Source organism: Pedobacter zeaxanthinifaciens (assembly GCF_003313335.1).
Lineage (GTDB): Bacteria > Bacteroidota > Bacteroidia > Sphingobacteriales > Sphingobacteriaceae > Pedobacter > Pedobacter zeaxanthinifaciens.
Genome location: NZ_QMHP01000002.1, coordinates 479160 through 496667 on the forward strand (window position 1 = coordinate 479160; position 17508 = coordinate 496667).

Annotated in this window: 13 protein-coding genes and 1 other RNA gene; 3 read left to right on the plus strand and 11 right to left on the minus strand. The window is 39.3% G+C overall.

Going from position 1 to position 17508, the window contains the following annotated elements; translation table 11 throughout:
• Nucleotides 1-1055 precede the first annotated feature (1055 nt).
• From hisB to hisG, 4 genes are all read right to left on the minus strand, one after another.
• Nucleotides 1056-2228, minus strand: coding sequence for a bifunctional histidinol-phosphatase/imidazoleglycerol-phosphate dehydratase HisB (gene hisB / locus DUT68_RS04715; protein WP_237088257.1), 1173 nt, complete (start codon nucleotides 2226-2228; stop codon nucleotides 1056-1058).
• A gap of 5 nt (nucleotides 2229-2233) precedes the next feature.
• Nucleotides 2234-3289: a histidinol-phosphate transaminase gene (gene hisC / locus DUT68_RS04720; RefSeq protein WP_113636206.1), complete on the minus strand. Its 1056-nt coding sequence runs from the start codon at nucleotides 3287-3289 to the stop codon at nucleotides 2234-2236.
• 51 nt (nucleotides 3290-3340) lie between these two features.
• Nucleotides 3341-4633, minus strand: coding sequence for a histidinol dehydrogenase (gene hisD, locus DUT68_RS04725; protein ID WP_113636207.1), 1293 nt, complete (start codon nucleotides 4631-4633; stop codon nucleotides 3341-3343).
• A 182-nt stretch (nucleotides 4634-4815) separates the two neighbouring features.
• Nucleotides 4816-5667 carry an ATP phosphoribosyltransferase gene (gene hisG / locus DUT68_RS04730; RefSeq protein ID WP_113636209.1) on the minus strand — a complete coding sequence of 284 codons (852 nt, stop codon included), beginning with the start codon at nucleotides 5665-5667 and terminating at the stop codon, nucleotides 4816-4818.
• Between the two features lie 248 nt (nucleotides 5668-5915).
• Between hisG and DUT68_RS04735 the strand changes: the two genes are divergently transcribed.
• Nucleotides 5916-7520, plus strand: a complete 1605-nt coding sequence (locus tag DUT68_RS04735; protein ID WP_113636211.1) for a L,D-transpeptidase family protein — start codon at nucleotides 5916-5918, stop codon at nucleotides 7518-7520.
• A 61-nt stretch (nucleotides 7521-7581) separates the two neighbouring features.
• On the opposite strand, the gene DUT68_RS04740 is transcribed toward DUT68_RS04735, so the two are convergent.
• The 3 genes from DUT68_RS04740 to DUT68_RS04750 all read right to left on the minus strand — a co-directional run bounded on the left by DUT68_RS04740 (nucleotide 7582) and on the right by DUT68_RS04750 (nucleotide 9592).
• Complete coding sequence (locus DUT68_RS04740) at nucleotides 7582-8367, minus strand: SDR family NAD(P)-dependent oxidoreductase (protein ID WP_113636213.1); 786 nt, start codon at nucleotides 8365-8367, stop codon at nucleotides 7582-7584.
• A 326-nt stretch (nucleotides 8368-8693) separates the two neighbouring features.
• Nucleotides 8694-9020 carry a hypothetical protein gene (locus tag DUT68_RS04745; protein WP_113636215.1) on the minus strand — a complete coding sequence of 109 codons (327 nt, stop codon included), beginning with the start codon at nucleotides 9018-9020 and terminating at the stop codon, nucleotides 8694-8696.
• Nucleotides 9017-9592 (minus strand): RNA polymerase sigma factor, encoded by a 576-nt coding sequence (locus DUT68_RS04750; RefSeq protein WP_113636217.1) that lies wholly within the window; start codon nucleotides 9590-9592, stop codon nucleotides 9017-9019. The genes DUT68_RS04745 and DUT68_RS04750 overlap by 4 nt, the downstream gene beginning before the upstream one ends.
• Before the next feature lie 115 nt (nucleotides 9593-9707).
• Between DUT68_RS04750 and DUT68_RS04755 the strand changes: the two genes are divergently transcribed.
• Together DUT68_RS04755 and DUT68_RS04760 are read left to right on the plus strand one after the other, a co-directional pair.
• A complete protein-coding gene (locus tag DUT68_RS04755; RefSeq protein ID WP_113636219.1) occupies nucleotides 9708-10052 on the plus strand; it encodes a DUF6249 domain-containing protein in 345 nt (114 codons plus the stop codon).
• A 48-nt stretch (nucleotides 10053-10100) separates the two neighbouring features.
• The gene (locus tag DUT68_RS04760; protein ID WP_113636221.1) at nucleotides 10101-11741 is read left to right on the plus strand and encodes a serine hydrolase; all 1641 of its coding nucleotides are present in this window, start codon (nucleotides 10101-10103) and stop codon (nucleotides 11739-11741) included.
• Nucleotides 11742-12180: 439 nt separating this feature from the next.
• On the opposite strand, the gene ssrA is transcribed toward DUT68_RS04760, so the two are convergent.
• The 4 genes from ssrA to DUT68_RS04780 form a co-directional block, all read right to left on the minus strand.
• Nucleotides 12181-12549: a transfer-messenger RNA gene (gene ssrA / locus DUT68_RS04765) on the minus strand.
• Between the two features lie 237 nt (nucleotides 12550-12786).
• On the minus strand, nucleotides 12787-14421 hold the full coding sequence (locus DUT68_RS04770; RefSeq protein ID WP_113636223.1) for a TldD/PmbA family protein: 1635 nt from the start codon (nucleotides 14419-14421) through the stop codon (nucleotides 12787-12789).
• Between the two features lie 55 nt (nucleotides 14422-14476).
• Nucleotides 14477-15793 carry a TldD/PmbA family protein gene (locus DUT68_RS04775; RefSeq protein ID WP_113636225.1) on the minus strand — a complete coding sequence of 439 codons (1317 nt, stop codon included), beginning with the start codon at nucleotides 15791-15793 and terminating at the stop codon, nucleotides 14477-14479.
• 2 nt (nucleotides 15794-15795) lie between these two features.
• Nucleotides 15796-17430: a TldD/PmbA family protein gene (locus tag DUT68_RS04780; protein WP_113636227.1), complete on the minus strand. Its 1635-nt coding sequence runs from the start codon at nucleotides 17428-17430 to the stop codon at nucleotides 15796-15798.
• Nucleotides 17431-17508: the final 78 nt, after the last annotated feature.

The window sequence follows — 17508 nt, forward strand, 5'->3', positions numbered from 1 at the left end:
TTCCATCGGATCTGTAGTCCCGCTATCCGCTTTACTTCGTGTTCGCTACTATCGGGTTTAGTTACTTTGTTTTGCGCTTCGTAGTTAAGTTTGTAGTTCGTTATCGTTAGGTCAGGATGTTTTATTGTTGGGTTTAATTCTTTCTGTTGGTGCGGTGTTGTAAGCTCCTCTCTGCCTTCGGCATCTCTCCTCAAAGAGGAGAGAAAAGTGCTTAGGTAAGGATGTTCTTAATTTTCCTTTCGATCCGTACATGTTTAATTCACTTTGTTTTGCGCTTCGTAGTTAAGTTTTTAGTTCGTTATCATTAGGTCAGGATGTTGTATTGTTGGGTTAAATGAGTTTTGGTGGTACAGTGTTGTAAGCTCTCTCTGCCTTCGGCATCTCTCCTCAAAGAGGAGAGAAAAGCGCTTAGGTAAGGATGTTCTTAATTTTCCTTTCGCTCCGTACATGTTTAATTCACTTTGTTTTGCGCTTCGTAGTTAAGTTTTTAGTTCGTTATCATTAGGTCAGGATGTTGTATTGTTGGGTTAAATGAGTTTTGGTGGTACAGTGTTGTAAGCTCTCTCTGCCTTCGGCATCTCTCCTCAAAGAGGAGAGAAAAGCGCTTAGGTAAGGATGTTCTTAATTTTCCTTTCGCTCCGTACATGTTTAATTCACTTTGTTTTGCGCTTCGTAGTTAAGTTTTTAGTTCGTTATCGTTAGGTCAGGATGTTTTATGTTGGGTTTAATGCTTTCTGGTGCTGCAGTGTTGTAAGCTCCTCTCTGCCTTCGGCATCTCTCCTCAAAGAGGAGAGAAAAGTGCTTAGCAAAGGATGTTTTTAATCCTCACTTTCCACTCATCCCTACTGCCCTTACTTCCTAACCCCTAATCATAACCATTAACCATTAACTCTCACCCCTCACCACTAATCCCTGACCACTAACCATTAACCATTAACCATTAACCATTAACAATTCATCATTAACTCTGACCCCTCTCCACTGACCCCTGTCCACTGATCCCTGACCACTGATCCCTGACCACTAATCCCTAACCACTAATCCCTTACCCCTAATTACAAAACTCCCTTTGTGCTCGGCAGTACCATTTTTTCTGCATCACGTTTAACGGCCATTTTAATTGCTTTTGCAAATGCTTTAAAAATAGCTTCAATTTTATGATGCTCGTTTTCTCCTTCCGCTTTGATGTTTAAGTTGCATTTTGCGGCATCACTAAACGACTTAAAGAAGTGAAAAAACATTTCAGTAGGTACATCGCCCACACGTTCGCGTTTAAAATCTGCATCCCAAACAATCCAATTTCTGCCACCAAAATCTATCGCCACCTGCGCCAAACAATCATCCATTGGTAAGCAAAAGCCATAACGCTCAATCCCCAGTTTATTGCCAATAGCCTTTGCAAAAGCTTCGCCTAAAGCAATGCCCGTATCTTCAACAGTGTGGTGTTCATCAATATGTAAATCCCCATTGGCAACAATTTCCAAATCCATACCGCCATGTCTTGCAATTTGATCCAACATGTGATCAAAGAAGTTCAATCCGGTTTTGATGAGAGCTTTACCCGTTCCATCTAAATCTAACTGAATGCTAATTTGCGTTTCATTAGTGTTTCGCTGGTGTTTAACAGTTCTGGCACCGCCTCGCAAGAAAGTATAGATATCCTCCCAGTTTTTGGTTTCCAAAGCAATAATTTCGCTTAAGGTTTCATATTTGTCTAAGTTTTCTAATGAACCCAAGCTATCGTTATTACGAATATAAATTCCCTTGGCGCCTAAATTCTTTGCTAAAACAATGTCATTTAGTCTATCGCCAATAACAAATGAATTTGCTAAATCATATTCACTGCCGAAATATTTGGTAAGTAGGGCAGTCCCAGGTTTTCTAGTTGGTGCATTATCTTTAGCAAAAGTTTTATCGATTACAATCTCATCAAATACTACACCTTCTGCTGCGTAAGTATCTACAATAAAGTTTTGTATAGGCCAAAAATTCTCTTCTGGATGTGACTCGGTTCCTAAGCCATCTTGGTTGGTTACCATCACCAATTTGTAGTCTAACTCGTTGGCAATTTTAGAAAGATAGTATAATGCTCTCGGGTAAAACTTAAGCTTAGCAAAGCTATCTACCTGCTCATCTTCAGGTTCAATATTCAATGTGCCATCTCGGTCAATAAATAGCACTTTCATCTTTTGATCTTCCACGGTTTCTTTTAAATTTTGGTCGTTCATTCGTTTTAGGCGTTGGGAGTTGTTAATTGTTCTATTGCTGTCAAAAGGTGATTATTTTCCTCAACTGTACCAACGGTAATGCGCAAGCAGTCATCGCAAAGCACCACTTTAGATCTATCCCTTACAATAATGCCCTGGTCAACCAACTGATTGTAGATGTCGTGAGCATTGTCAATCTGCGCTAAAATGAAATTGGCATCAGAAGGGTAAACCTTTCTCACAGCTTCCATTCTGCCTAGAGCATTGCCTAGTCGATCTCGTTCGCTGACTGTGATCTTAATCCATTCGTTTACCTGCTGAATGTTTTCTAAGGCTGCCAATGCTAAATCTTGCGTGGCTTGGTTGATGTTATAGGGAGGTTTTACCTTGTTGAGGATGTCAATTACATGCGTAGAAGAGAAAGCCATTCCCAATCTTAACGCAGCAAGTCCCCAAGCTTTTGAAAATGTTTGCAGTACCACTAAATTTGCGTATTCCGTTAATTCTTGAATAAACGTCTTCTGGCGAGCGAAATTGATATAGGCTTCATCAATCACCACCAAGCCTTTAAAGTTGGCTAAAATCGTCTCTATATCGCTTCTGTTTAAAGAATTCCCTGTAGGATTGTTAGGCGAGCAAATGAAAATCATTTTAGTGTTGCTATCAATTGTCTCTGCAATTTTTTCCAAATCCAATTGAAAGTCTGCAGTAAGGTTCACTTTACGCACTTCTATATCGTTAATATTTGCCGATACTTCATACATGCCGTAGGTTGGCGGCAAAATAATCACGTTATCTTTTCCGGGGTTGCAAAACGCTCTGAAAAGTAAGTCTATCGCTTCATCGCTGCCATTGCCTAAAAACATATTTTCAATAGGCACACCTTTAATTTTGCTAATCGCATCTTTCAAATCTAATTGTAATGGATCCGGATAGCGGTTGTAATCGGCAGGTAGTGGCGAGCCAAAACTGTTTTCATTAGCATCTAAATAAACACTGGCCTGTCCTTTAAATTCGTCCCTAGCGGTAGAGTAGGGCTTAAGGGTCTTTATATTTTCTCGTTGTAATTCTCTTACGTCCATTTTGGTTATCTTTTTTGGGTACGACTGGTTAAGTTTCCGTTTCGTCTAAAACTAATTCTCAGCTAATCCCTGTAATCTAATCGTCACTGCGTTTTTGTGTGCCTGCAGCCCTTCTGCACTTGCAAGGGTTTCGACAGTGTTTCCAATATTTTTTAATCCCTTCTCTGATAAGTGCTGAAAAGTGATTTTCTTAACAAAAGTATCAACTGAAACACCTGAATACGCTTTAGCAAAGCCACTTGTAGGTAGTGTGTGGTTGGTGCCCGATGCGTAATCTCCTGCGCTTTCAGGAGTTAGGTTCCCTAAAAATACTGAACCTGCATTACGAATTAATGGGATAATTGGCTCGTAGTTTTCGGTAGCTAAAATCAAGTGCTCTGGAGCATATTCATTGCTAAATTCCATTCCTTGTGCCAAGTCATCTACCATCATGATGTACGAGTTTGCAATAGCAGCAGCCGCAATATCTTTTCTTGGTAAGTCAGCTAATTGCGCTTCCACTTCATTAACTACTGCTGCTGCAGTTTTGTTTGAGGTAACCACTAAAATCGACTGACTATCAATACCATGTTCAGCTTGCGCAAGTAAGTCGGCCGCTACGTATGACGGAATGGCAGTTTCATCTGCAAGTACCAAAACCTCCGAAGGGCCTGCGGGCATATCTATTGCTGCAATATGTTGTAGCTGTTTTTTGGCTTCTGTTACATAGCGGTTGCCGGGTCCAAATATTTTGTAAACTTGTGAAATGCTTTCGGTGCCATAAGCCATAGCGGCTATCGCTTGTGCGCCACCAACAAGGTATACTTTTTCAATTTCCAGTAGTGAGGCCACGTAAGCAATGTAGCAATTAACCTTGCCATCTTTTTGTGGCGGAGAGCATACAACGATGTTTTGGCAACCGGCAATTTTAGCTGGAATACCAAGCATTAAAAATGTGCTAGGCAATACTGCTGTGCCACCCGGAACATACAAGCCAACGCGTTCAATGGCCCTAACTTCTCTCCAGCACACTACGCCCGTCATAGTCTCTACGTTTGGTTCGTTATTTACTTGAGAAGAGTGAAATTTATGAATGTTTTGATAGGCTGTATCGATCGCTGCTTTGGCCTCCGCCGGAATTTGTTTTGCTATTTCGATGAGTTCATCTTTTCCAATATACAACGATGATAGCGCTATGCCATCGAACTGTTGTGCGTAGCTCAGCAAGGCCGTATCGCCATTGCTTTTAACATTGCTGATGATCTCTTCGGTGCGAGATTTAACTAAATTATCATCTGCTATGCTTCGGGAACATAGTTCTTTTATTTTTTGTTGAGTTAAATCTTTTAAATTATAGATTTTCAATGTTTTAATAATTTAAATTAACTATTAGTTAATAGCTGAAATTAGTGTTTTTGATGATTTTTTGTTGATTCGTTAAGCAAATAGTAGTGTAGTTTTCTAAATTTATCACCATTTGAAGAATAGATAAAAACAGCTTATACCGATTGATAAATATCCCCAATAAGTGATATCAAACTATTCAACTAGGCAATGATTTTCTCGATTGGCATTACCACAATACCCTGTGCTCCCGCCGCCTTTAAGCTGTTAATTTTAACCCAAAAATCTTGCTCGTCAATTACCGAATGTACCGCTACCCAGCCCTCCTCAAAAAGTGGAACCACAGTAGGACTTTTCACTCCCGGCAATAGGTCTACTACCGCTTGTAAGTTTTCTTTAGCAACATTCAGTACCACGTATTTTGTGCTCCTTGCTTTTAATACCGATTGGATACGCTGAACTAGTTCCATCACCTCGGTATTCAATTCTAAGCCTGGCGTGGCTATCAATGCCGCTTCCGAATTCATCACGCTTGTGAAAGGCTTAAGCCCGTTATTCTTTAGCGTTCCACCTGTAGATACGATATCGAAAATGGCATCGCTTAAACCTAAGCCTGGGCCAATTTCAACTGATCCGGAAATATTTCTGATTTGAGCGTTTACCTGATTTGCCTTTAGGAATTTCTCTAAGATTACGGGATAAGAAGTGGCAATTACTTTTCCGTTTAATTTAGCAACGGTATCTATGTCGCTGTCATTTTTTACCGCTATCTTGAGCGAGCATTTGCCAAATCCTAACTTTTGGAGGTATGAAACATTTGCCCCAGTTTCTACGATCACATTTTCCCCAACAATTCCTAGGTCTGCAATGCCATCCTGGACATATTCGGGAATATCATCATCTCTTAAGAATAGAATTTCCAATGGAAAGTTAGTAACTGTAGAGATTAGAGAACTTTTGTAGTTTTCAAAAGATAAACCACAATTTTTAAGAATTTCGACTGATTTTTCGTTTAACCTACCCGATTTTTGGATAGCTATTTTAAGTGTTTTCACTTTGTTGAATTAAAGAATAAGAAGTATAGAATCTATTTAAAAACCATTCTGAAGTACAGAACATAACATTACATATCGCCGCAATGGCGATGATGGAAATGCAAGTGATGGTTTAAAAAATTAATCATTATACTGATATCTTTTCCTTAATTTTGTAGGAATATAAAGCAAATATATACTAGTTTGGTATACAATCCAAAAATAAATGGCATTTAATTTGCATAAAACGCTTGTCTAACTAAAATTTAATGTTAAAACTCACTTCTGGAAATTTTAAAAAGGCGTTTGTTATTGCGCTAATGGGCTCGGTGTTGAGTGCTTGTAGTTGGTTTAAAGACAAGCCGGAGATTGCTCAAATACTTACCAACCATTTTGATAATAAGTTGTACGATAAGTTTGATACGGCCGCATACATCCCCATTTTTAAAGCAAAGCTAAAGGAGCAAAGTCAGTCGTTCCTAAATCCCAAGGTAATTGAAGCTTATTATCAAAAGAATGAATACCTTCCTAAATTGGTAACGCAATTTTACGTAAATGGGCAATTAGATACCCTCAAAAACTTTATTTCACAAAGCAAAGCAGATGGGTTTAATCCGGAGGTGTTCAATTTGACGGCATTTGAAAAACAATTGCAAACATTAAATAGGAATAAGTTCAATACCATTGAGGAGGTGTATGCGCTAGTTGCAGATTTAGAACTTACAGCCGCTAATTCTTTGAATAAGTATACCAATTTCATGGGCTATGGCAGCATTAACCCACGTAATTTTTTCAACCGCTTTTATGCCAAGATAAAACGTCCGGATAGCTTGTTGATGGATTCGGTGCTTAATACAAAAAGCTTATCGTCAGTGTTAAATGATGTTCAGCCTAAAAACAGAGGTTATTTGTCGCTTAAAGCTGCTTTAGCACATTATCGTGATAGCTTAGGAAACGACGACGATCCCGCTATTAAAACAATCAAAATTAATTTGGAGCGCCTGCGTTGGCGGTTGCCACAACAAACTGATGAGCTAGTGGTGGTTAATATCCCGGATTTTACCTTAACTTGGTTTAAAAACGATGATACCCTAGCACACATGAACGTATGTGTTGGTGGTAAGCGTGAGGCCACTTATGCGGAAAGAATGAAGGCATTTTTGAAATCCGGTAAGCTAGATGATAAGCCTAAAAACCACGAGACCCCTCAGCTATTTAGTGTTTTTAATGCCATACAAGTTAATCCAATTTGGAATATTCCTGTAAGCATAGCTAAAAGTGAAATTTACTGGATGGCAAGAAAAGATCCTTATTATCTTTCAAATAACAATATCAAAGTTTACTACAAAGGTAAGTTGGTAAATGATCCCGATACCATTAATTGGAATAAATACCCCCGTGAAAAGTTACCATTTCAGTTTAAGCAGGGCTCTGGGGAGGGTAATGCGCTAGGGAAGTTTAAGTTTGTTTTTGATAACAGTTCGAGTATTTACTTGCATGATACCAACAACAAATATGGTTTTAAGTTAGCCAATAGGGCTATTAGCCATGGCTGCGTGAGGATAGAAGACCCTTTAAAGTTTGCCGAGTTAATGGTAAAGGATAAATACCAATACGATAAACTGCGCATGGATGTAGATTTGCCCCCAATTGATACAACCAAAAATGAGGTATTCAAGAAGAAACTGGCTATGAAAACCGATACACTTAAAGTATTTCAGTTAAAGCCTACTTGGTACTCGCCAAGAAAAAATATTGGTGTTTACATTGCTTACTACACTGCCTGGGCTGATAGCAACGGAAAAGTACAGTTTAGGCCGGACGTTTACGATTACGATCCAATTTTATGGAAAGCGATAGAGCGATATCTTTAATAACTGAAAAACCTGCAGCGTAATTCATCTGCAGGTTTTTTAGTGCGCTATGTGCAAAAGGTTATTTTGCAGGTCCTTGTATCTCACCCATTTTATCTGCGGCGGTTTCATCTGAAGTGATGGCGTTCATAGCCACTTGGAGTTTATTCTTCAGCCCAGATACTACCATATGTTCACCCCTTGCTAATGCGTTATAGCCATCTTTCGCTACCTCTGCCGGATCGGCCATGTCATCTTTGTCCTGCACTACTTTGGAATTAGTCATATCCGCTTTATTGAAGAAGTCAGTATCGGTTACGCCAGGTAATAATGCAGTTACTGTAATGCCTTTGTCTTTTACTTCGCTTCTTATAGCTTCAGTAAACGATTGTACGAAGGCTTTTGTACCGTGGTAAACGGCCTGCCAAGGTCCGGGGATTTTGCCTGCTATTGAAGATAAGTTTAGGATTTTTCCATCATGACGTTTCACCATATCTTTTAAGAAGTAGTGTGTGAGGGCTACCAAGCTACTTACGTTGAGTTGTATAATGTCGAGCTGCCTTTGTAGTTCCGTTTCTACAAATAGACCGTAAACGCCCTGGCCAGCATCATTCACCAGTACATTTACCACTAAACCCTTGTCTGATATTTCTTGGTAAAGTTCAAGCGCACTTTCAGGTTTAAATAAATCCTTAGCGATAGTAATTACGTTTGCACTATGCTCCTTTGCTAACATCGCCGCCGTTTCATCCAATTTTTGCTGGTCGCGGGCTACCAAAATCAATTGATAGTCATCTGCGGCAAATAACTTAGCCAACTCCAGTCCAATGCCACTGGTGCCACCGGTAATTAATACTGTTTGTTCCATAAATTTCTATTTTATTGCTAATTGATAACAGCAGCCCGTGGCTTTTGCTTTTTGTAAAGTACCTGATTTTGAAAGTCGAATACCTATTTACGATATGATTTTTGTGGTAAATAAAAAATGAGACGGTATATCGTCTCCTTTTCTGTGGGCGATACAAGAGAAAACTTGAACCGATTTATAGATGATTTAAGGGTTTTGATTGATTTAAGAAGGAATTAGAGCAACGAAACCAGTTAGATTTCGAACCAAATTTTAAATTATGCTTAGCGCTACTAATAATTGTTAGAACATTGATAGACTCCGATTTTCAATTATAATGATTTATCTCAATGATGATTCAACCTTCCTACTTTTTTCAACATAAAGATTAAAATAATGAGACCACCTGCAAAACAGAATACAGGAAAAACCATTTCCAAAACAATGGTTGATGGTTTGAGTTCAACAAAGACTAGCAAACTGCAGGCCACCAGTACTAAGATGATCCATTTGCCAAGCCGCTCTTGTTTACGATATTGCTTACTATAACTGAATTTGTAGCTAGCTACCACAGCATTCATCAACCTCAAAGAGAATCCTTCAGAAGGCACAATTGCCCCATGTTCCTTAAGCAGTTCTTTGAGAATATCTATCTCTTTGTGTTTTGATTTCATAATTCTTTAATTTCACTTTTCAATAATTTCTTCAATTCACAGTACATCTGTTTACGACTTCTGAGTAAACGCATCTTAATCGCTGATGATTTCATGTCCATAATCTCAGTTATCTCAGCAATGCTTTTGTCTGCAATATAATGCAGGGTAATGATTAGTTGATCCTCTTTTTTGAGCTTTTCTATAGCCATGCCAAGATACTTCTTTCGGTCGGAGTTAGTTAAACGTTGCAAGGCACTTCCTTCATCACTTACATATTCATTGTCGTCCTCTAATTCAAAAGTCACATTGTTTTTGTTTGCTATTTTAGTTAGTGCAGTGTTATAGATGATCCGATATAGCCAAGTTGAAAATTTAGAAGCCCTTTTGAATTGGTCGAGATATTTAAAAGCTTTCAAGAAACTATCCTGTACTACCTCTTCAGCATCTTCATGGCTACCTACTATCCTAACGGCGATGGTGTATGCCATATCCCGATAGGCGTTAACCAGATATTCAAGTCCTTTTTGCTCTCCTCGAAGGGCACTGTCAAGGTAATGATCGTCTAGATTTCTCTGCTTTTTAAATAACATCTGTATGTTAGACTAAGATACGGATGATTTGGTCACAAGTCGTTAATTGGGTATTTTAAATAAATGTGACCGATGGCTTTGATCGATAGTCTTATGGACAAATAAAAAGTAAGACATGGAAATCACATCAGCAGCATTACTCATTTCAATATCTCTAGTAGTATTCGGAATCACATATTATTTTTTTACTACGCGTCACAAAGAAAGGATGGCTATAATTGAAACTGGGCAATCGCCAGATTTGTTTAAAAAGCAGGGACAGTGGCTATATTTTATTTTGACCTCGGGCATGGTGAGCATTGGTATTGCTATAGGAATACTTGTAGGGTCGCTTATACAGACGCTCGTCAATCTAAATGGCTTTTGGGTTATATCCAGTAGCATACTTTTCTTTTTAGGTATCAGTCTAATTCTTTGCTACTTTATCTTAAAGTCAATACTTGAAAAACGTAAAGACTAAATACCATTTTTAATTAATTCAGATTTTTTAAGTTCCAACAATTGAACAATGAAAATATTATTCAGGCTATTACTATGCCTTTTTTTTAGCGCAGCATTTCAAATTCCATCCTATGGACAACCCGAATTAAAAACCTATGATTCGCTACTCAGTACTATCTTTCCAAAAGACGGGCCAGGTGGAACGGTATTGATAGCAAAGGCTGGAAAAGTTCTTTTCAATAAGGCATATGGTAAAGCAAATCTGGAGCTCAATGTACCGATGCGTACAGAACATGTATTCCGACTAGGCTCTATTACCAAACAATTTACTGCCGTATGCATCCTGAAGCTTGTTGAAGAAGGTAAACTTTCTTTAGAAGATCAGTTAATTAAGTTTATCCCTGATTATCCTCTTAATGGCAAAAAAATTACCATTGCAAATCTGCTCACACATACTTCTGGCATAAAAAATTATACCGCTCTATCTGCGTTTAATGAAAATCTGAAGCACCAGGACCGCTCTCCAAAAGAGCTAATTGATTTGTTCAAAGATCAACCGTTGGATTTTGAACCTGGCAGTGATTACAAATACAGCAACTCAGGGTACGTTCTATTAGGTTACATCATTGAAAAGCTGAGTGGGAAAACCTATGGCGAATATGTGCAAAAAAATATATTCGAGCCACTGCAAATGAGCAATTCTTACTACGACGAGCGTTCAAAGGTAATTTCTGAAAGAATTTCAGGCTATCGGAAAAGAAATGGCAGGTATGAGAATTCAGATTTTTTAAGCATGACTTTGCCTTATGCTGCAGGATCTTTATTATCAACAACTGGTGATCTGTTAAAATGGTACAATGGTCTGGAAGATGGAAAAGTGATCAGCAGAGCTAGTCTTGAATTAGCACATACTTCAGGTCGTTTGGCAAATGGTAAAGAAACTGGTTATGGCTTTGGTTGGGAAATTGGAAATATCCAAGGTAGCAAAGCGATAAAGCATAACGGTATTGTGAATGGCTTTTTTACAGATGTGATTTATCTACCTACTGAGGAAATTTTTGTTTCAATACTAGCTAACTATGAGAATATTGGTGATCTGGATATTGCGGTAGCTAAACTTGCAGCAATTGCTTTAGGTAGGCCATATATATTTAATACGAAAGTTATAGAATCCGCTGGTTTGCAACAATATCAAGCGGTATACAGTAATCCCTATGAAGGGGAGCGTTTTATCACTAATCAAGATGGCATATTAATGTATTATCATAAAGGTGGCGGCAAGACACGCTTAATCCCATACGGCACAGATATTTTCTTATTAGAGAATAGCCTTAATTCTCTAATGTTTCAAAGAGATGGCGAAGGGACAATAAACGGATATCAAATTAAAGGCACTGGTACTACTTCAATATGGAAAAAAAGCAAGGAAATAGCTCTAATCAATCGAATCAACATTTCACGCCAAGTTTTGATTCGTTATACTGGCAAATATCTTTTTGAACCCAATATGCTTTTTGAAGTTATTTTAGAAAACGGCAAGCTGTTTGGCCGCGTAGGGAATGATCAAAAAGAGCTCACACCTTTCGACGAAAATAAGTTTTATGCGAATGACATTGATGCGACAGTTATCTTTAACGTAGATAAATCTGGTCAAACTATTTCTGTTACAAAAATACAGAATAGTGAAATGAGGGCAAAAAAGCTATAGTGGAGAAAGAATATCAAAACAGTTCGTTTTATTATGGCACTTTTGTGTTCACTAGCTATAATACTTGAGTTCCGATTTAAGGCATTCATATAAAGAAACCGTATTGAGTTCGGATCAAAATCTCCCTGTTAAACGGGCTTTATCCCTATCAAAATTTAGTTATAGCGCAAAATTTTAAAATTACAAATAATGGTATCTTACGACAAGTAGCAGATAAAAATCTAAAGAACTTAACCTCGAACCCTCAACTTGGATAAATTAACGCTCTTTAATGAAAACCAACTAGGTAAAACGATAAAGTAAGCAATAAACTTTAAGTTCACTTTTGTATGGCTACCCCGAAAAGGCTCGAACCAAAGTAGGCCTCCATTTTCCTTTAATCGAACCCTAAGAAACAGGCTAAAAATAAAAACGTCCTCCACGTTATCGTGAAGGACGTTGGTGGACCCGAAGGGAGTCGAACCCTTGTCCAGTTGTGTGATAAAGTATGCTTTCTACATGTGTAGCTTCCCTTTAATTGTCGGGAGAGGGAAGGTGGGTCGCAAACCTATACCGTTCTCCGTATTTGCTAAATTTCGCCTTTAGTTAGCAACGTAGTAAAGGCTAGTTCTGCAGTTCGATGCCTCTGATGTTAAGCCGCAAAACGGAGCCTAACGAGACAAAAGCTTGCGTAATTCTAAATTAGGCAGCTAAGGCGTAGTTATTTTCGCCAATTATTGTTTTGAACGTTCTCTTTAAAGTGCTCTCCGTACAACGCACTACATGCTTACATATTCAGCGCCACCCTGTCAAATCCAGGAACGGGCCCATTTAAGAGTGATCAGTTGCTAATGGTTAGGTGTCAGTAAACTTAGACACTCACCATAACTGAACAACAAAAGTACAAATAAAATGCCAATTAAGGAAGGCGTTAGTCAACAGTTATCAGGAACCAGTTACATGTAGTAGGCTTTAAGTTTCAAAAAACTTCTAAGTACGGTCTTACCACTAATATCTAACTACTAATTCCTAACCACTGATACCTGACCACTGATACCTGACCACTTTAAATTCTCCGTCCCGTATTAATTACGCTAACGCCATTAAAGCGTGTAGTTGGGCTTCCATGTGATACTGCACTAACCTGACTTGGTTGGCCCTTTCCATCTGAAAATGTTCCGCCTAACCGGTAATCATTTTTATCGCAACGCTGTACGCAAGAGTTCCAAAATTCTTGAGTATTCGCCTGATAAGCGGCATCTTTTAACATACCTACAATTTTACCTTCTTTAATTTCATAAGCTAGTTGAGCGCTAAATTGAAAGTTATAGCGCTGTTGGTCGATAGAGTAGGAGTTTCTACCAAACATATAAATGCCTTTTTCTACGTTCTTCACCATATCGGCGGCAGACAAAGGTACGTTTCCAGGCGTTAAGGACACATTTGGCATCCGCTGAAATTGGATGCTGTCCCAGCTATCGGCGTAGCAGCAGCCTTGCGATTCTTTTTCGCCAATAATATGAGCCTGATCTCTGATGGTTTGATAATTCACTAAAATTCCGTCTTTAATGATATCCCATTGACCACATTTCACCCCTTCATCATCATATCCTACAGCGCCTAATGAACCCGCTTCTAGTTTATCGGCTACGATATTCACTTCTTTACTGCCGAAATTAAATTTTTTACTTTCCCATTTATCCAAGGTGAGGAAACTTGTGCCGGCATAATTGGCCTCATAACCTAGTACACGGTCTAATTCTGTCGGGTGTCCTACAGACTCGTGGATAGTTAAGAACAAGTGGGATGGATCTAAAACCAAGTCGTATTTTCCTGGCGCTACGGGTTTAGCTTTCAGCTTTTCCTCAACGTGGATGGCTGCCTCTCGCACATCCTCCAACATATCGTACCTTTTTTTGTACATCGTTACAGGGCCGCCCGTTATCTTTTCACTGTCCAAAGGTTTCAAATACTCAAAGCCCATGCCCATTGGTGCACTTAACGCATTTCTGGTTTCAAATTTTCCCGCTGCCGCATCAATTTTGGTTAGCGTAAAAGTAGGCCATATCCGATGGATATCTTGATCAATGTAGGAGCCATCTGTAGAAGCAAAATACTTCTGCTCATTTACCATAAATAAATTAGAGTTGATGTATTTAGCACCACCTTTGATAGCTTCATTATTTACATCGAGCAATAAATCTACCTTCTCGGCAATAGGTACGGCAAAGGCATTGGTTAGGATGGGAGTTTTCCAGCTCACTTCCCCATAACCTTTTTGTGGTGCTAGCTGAACAGGCTCACTCATGATTTTAGCATTCCCTTTGGCAATAGCTACCGCCATTTTGGTAGCTTTGGCTATGCTTTCGTTATCTAAGTTGTTGGTGGCAGCAAAGCCCCAACTTCCATTGGCAATTACCCTAATGCCCATACCAAATGATTCACCATTGGCAATATTATCTACCCGTTTTTCTCTAGTGGCGATCACTTGGTTTAAGTAACGACCAATGCGAACATCGGCATAACTAGCACCATTGGCTTTCGCTGTGTTGAGTGCCACATCAGCCATTTTCTTTTTTAAAGCGACATCCACTGGCGTGAGTGCTTCTTCTACGGAAATCAGCTTGCCAAACGCAAAGTTGGGTAATATGGCGGCACTAGCTCCAAGGCCAGAAAGATATAAAAAGTCTCTTCTTTTCAAGATTTATAGTTTTTAGCTTACAGAAGTGGCGCCAATTAAAGCGCCACTGTATGAATTAAATTGCATCAGAAAGTGATGAGAATGTAAAGTCGCGTATTTTCATAGGCGGTATTAAACCACTGCCTGTGCGTACAGGTTTGCCTAGTGCTTCCACGTTGTTTAACATTATCACCGGACTTTCATTAAATCTGAAGTTTTTGATAGGGAATTTAATCTCCCCATTTTCAATATAGAAAGTACCGTCTCTTGTTAGTCCTGTCAATAATAATGTTTGCGGATCAACCATACGGATGTACCAAAAACGTGTTACGAGAATGCCTTTTTCAGTACTCTTAATCAGGTCTTCCAAAGACTGGTTTCCGCCTTCCATCACAATGCTTCGGCTGAAGGGCAGTGGCTGCGCATTTTTTTGCGAAGCCCAATACCTTGAGTAGGAAAGATTTTTCACCACGCCATTTTGCACCCATTGGGTCCTAGTAATTGGCAATCCATCGCCACTCCAGGTTGGGCCTGGTACATCTGGATTAAGTGGGTCTGAATAAATATTTACGTTTTCTGAAAAAAGCTGTTCGCCTAAACGAGTGCCGCCACCTTTTTTGCTCATAAAACTACGGCCTTCATCGGCGCTACGAGCATCAAATCCCCTAAACATATTGCCCAACATATCGCTAGCAGCTAAAGGCTCCAAAATTACGGTATACTTACCTGGCTCCAACGCTTTTGCACCAGCAGATCCATTAGCTTTAGATGCTGCAATTTTACTTAGTGCCAACGTATCCATTTTGTCAAGATTGTTGAAATCTTGCTCTACGTATCCAGAACCCGTGCCTTGCTGATTACGCATTGTTACCGAGAAAGATACATTGGTGCTTTTGTTGTAGGCAAACAATCCCTTAGAGTTCATGATGGAATTAAAGCGAGTGGAATTTTCTAAGAAACCCGCTGCCTCTAAATTTGCACCTTTAGATACACTTAAGCTTTTGGCTACCATTTCTGCCCTAGTTTCTGGAGTAATGGCTGCAGTTTTTTCATTAAATGTTTTTGTCTCCGCAAAGGTTTGTGGACCTAAAGGAGGCATATATTCTGGATTTTCTGGTGCCAACATTGCTAGCTCTTCTGCTCTTTTAACTACTTTTTGTAGCGAGGCATCATCAAATTCATTGATGGTAGCTGTTCCTGTTTTTTTACCGAAGGTTGAGCTTACGCCTAAACTCATCACGTCTATTTGTCCGGCTGTTGATACAGCATTGCGGGCATAACGGATATTTCCTTGATCAGAACCATTTAAACTTACTTCGCAGGCATCGGCTTTAGAGTAGCTCAGCACTTTTTTTAGTATCGCTTGCGCTTCTTCTTTACTTAATATGGCCATAATTATATTTTTCTAGCAGTATTGATAACATTAACTCCATTAAAACGGGCAGTAGAACTTCCATGTGACACCGCACTACTTTGTGATGGTTGCCCTTTTCCATCATTAAATGAACCGCCTAAGCGATAATCACTCTCATCGCAAACGTCGGTACAAGAATTCCAGAACTCTTGCGTATTGGCTTGGTAAGCTACATCATTTAACATACCTACAATTTTACCTTGTTTAATTTCGTAAAAAATTTGTCCGCCAAATTGGAAATTGTAACGCTGTTGATCGATAGAGAAGCTACCATCGCCAATAATATAAATGCCCTTTTCTACATTTTTAATCATATCATCTACGCTCAACTTCGTTTTGCCAGGTTGTAATGATACGTTTGGCATACGTTGAAATTGAACGTCATCCCATCCTTGAGCGTAGCAACAGCCTTGTGATTCTTTTTCGCCAATGATGTGCGCCTGATCTCTGATGGTTTGATAGTTTACCAGCACACCGTCTTTAATCAAATCCCACTTTTTACATTTCACCCCCTCGTCATCATAACCAACAGCGCCTAAAGAGCCCACTTGTGTTTTATCGGCTACCAGGTTTACTTTATCACTTCCAAATTTGAAATTTTTAGATTTCCATTTGTCTAAGGTTAAGAAACTTGTACCGGCATAATTAGCCTCGTAGCCCAATACTCTATCTAGCTCTGTAGGGTGTCCAACAGATTCATGTATGGTTAGCCATAGGTGCGAAGGATCTAAAACCAAGTCATATTTGCCTGGTTCTACAGATTTGGCCTTGATTTTTTCCGAAGCCACTTTTGCAGCTTCTTTTACATCTTCTAACATATCATAGCGACCTTTATACCGGGTAACGATGCCGCTAACTTTGTCTTCAGGACGGGCATGCATGTATTCGTAGCCTTTGCCCATTGGAGAACTTAAAGAATTTCTGGTTTTAAACTGGCCTGAAGTTCTGTCTATTCGGGTAACGTTAAAGGTTGGATAAATACGATGCACATCTTGATCGATGTAAGAACCATCTGTAGAGGCAAAATATTTTTGCTCGTTTACGGCGAAGATAGCAGAGTTGACGAAGCTTGCTCCATTTTGCATGGCAACATCATTTACGTTCAATAGTAAATCTACTTTTTCTTTTACAGGCACCTCAAACGCATTAATTTCTATTGGAGTTTTCCACGAAACCTCACCATATCCTTTTTGCGGTGCTAGCTGTACGGCTTCGCCTTGAATTTTAGCGTTGGCTTTAGCTACGGCAACTGCTTGCGCTGCGGCTTTGGCAATGCCATCCTTACTTACTTGATTGGTTGCCGCAAAGCCCCAACAGCCATTCACAATTACACGAATGCCCACACCATACGATTCGGTGTTGGCTACGCCTTGCACTCGTTTTTCTCTGGTGGCTACAAACTGATTAAGGTAGCGTCCAATACGCACATCGGCATAAGTGGCTCCTTTAGATTTGGCAGCATTTAAAGCCACATCGGCAAGTTCTTTTTTAATTTTAGGATCTACTCGGTCAAGTGCTTGCAGTGGATCTATCGGTGTGGCATAGGCCGATAAATCTGGTAAAAGCAAAGCACTCATCCCCATACCGGATAGATAAAGGAAATCTTTTCTTTTCAAAGCGATTGGTTTAGGTTAGTTAAGTACACAAATTAGTTAAAGGTTTACACAATTGGCACAATTTCTATATAACATTTT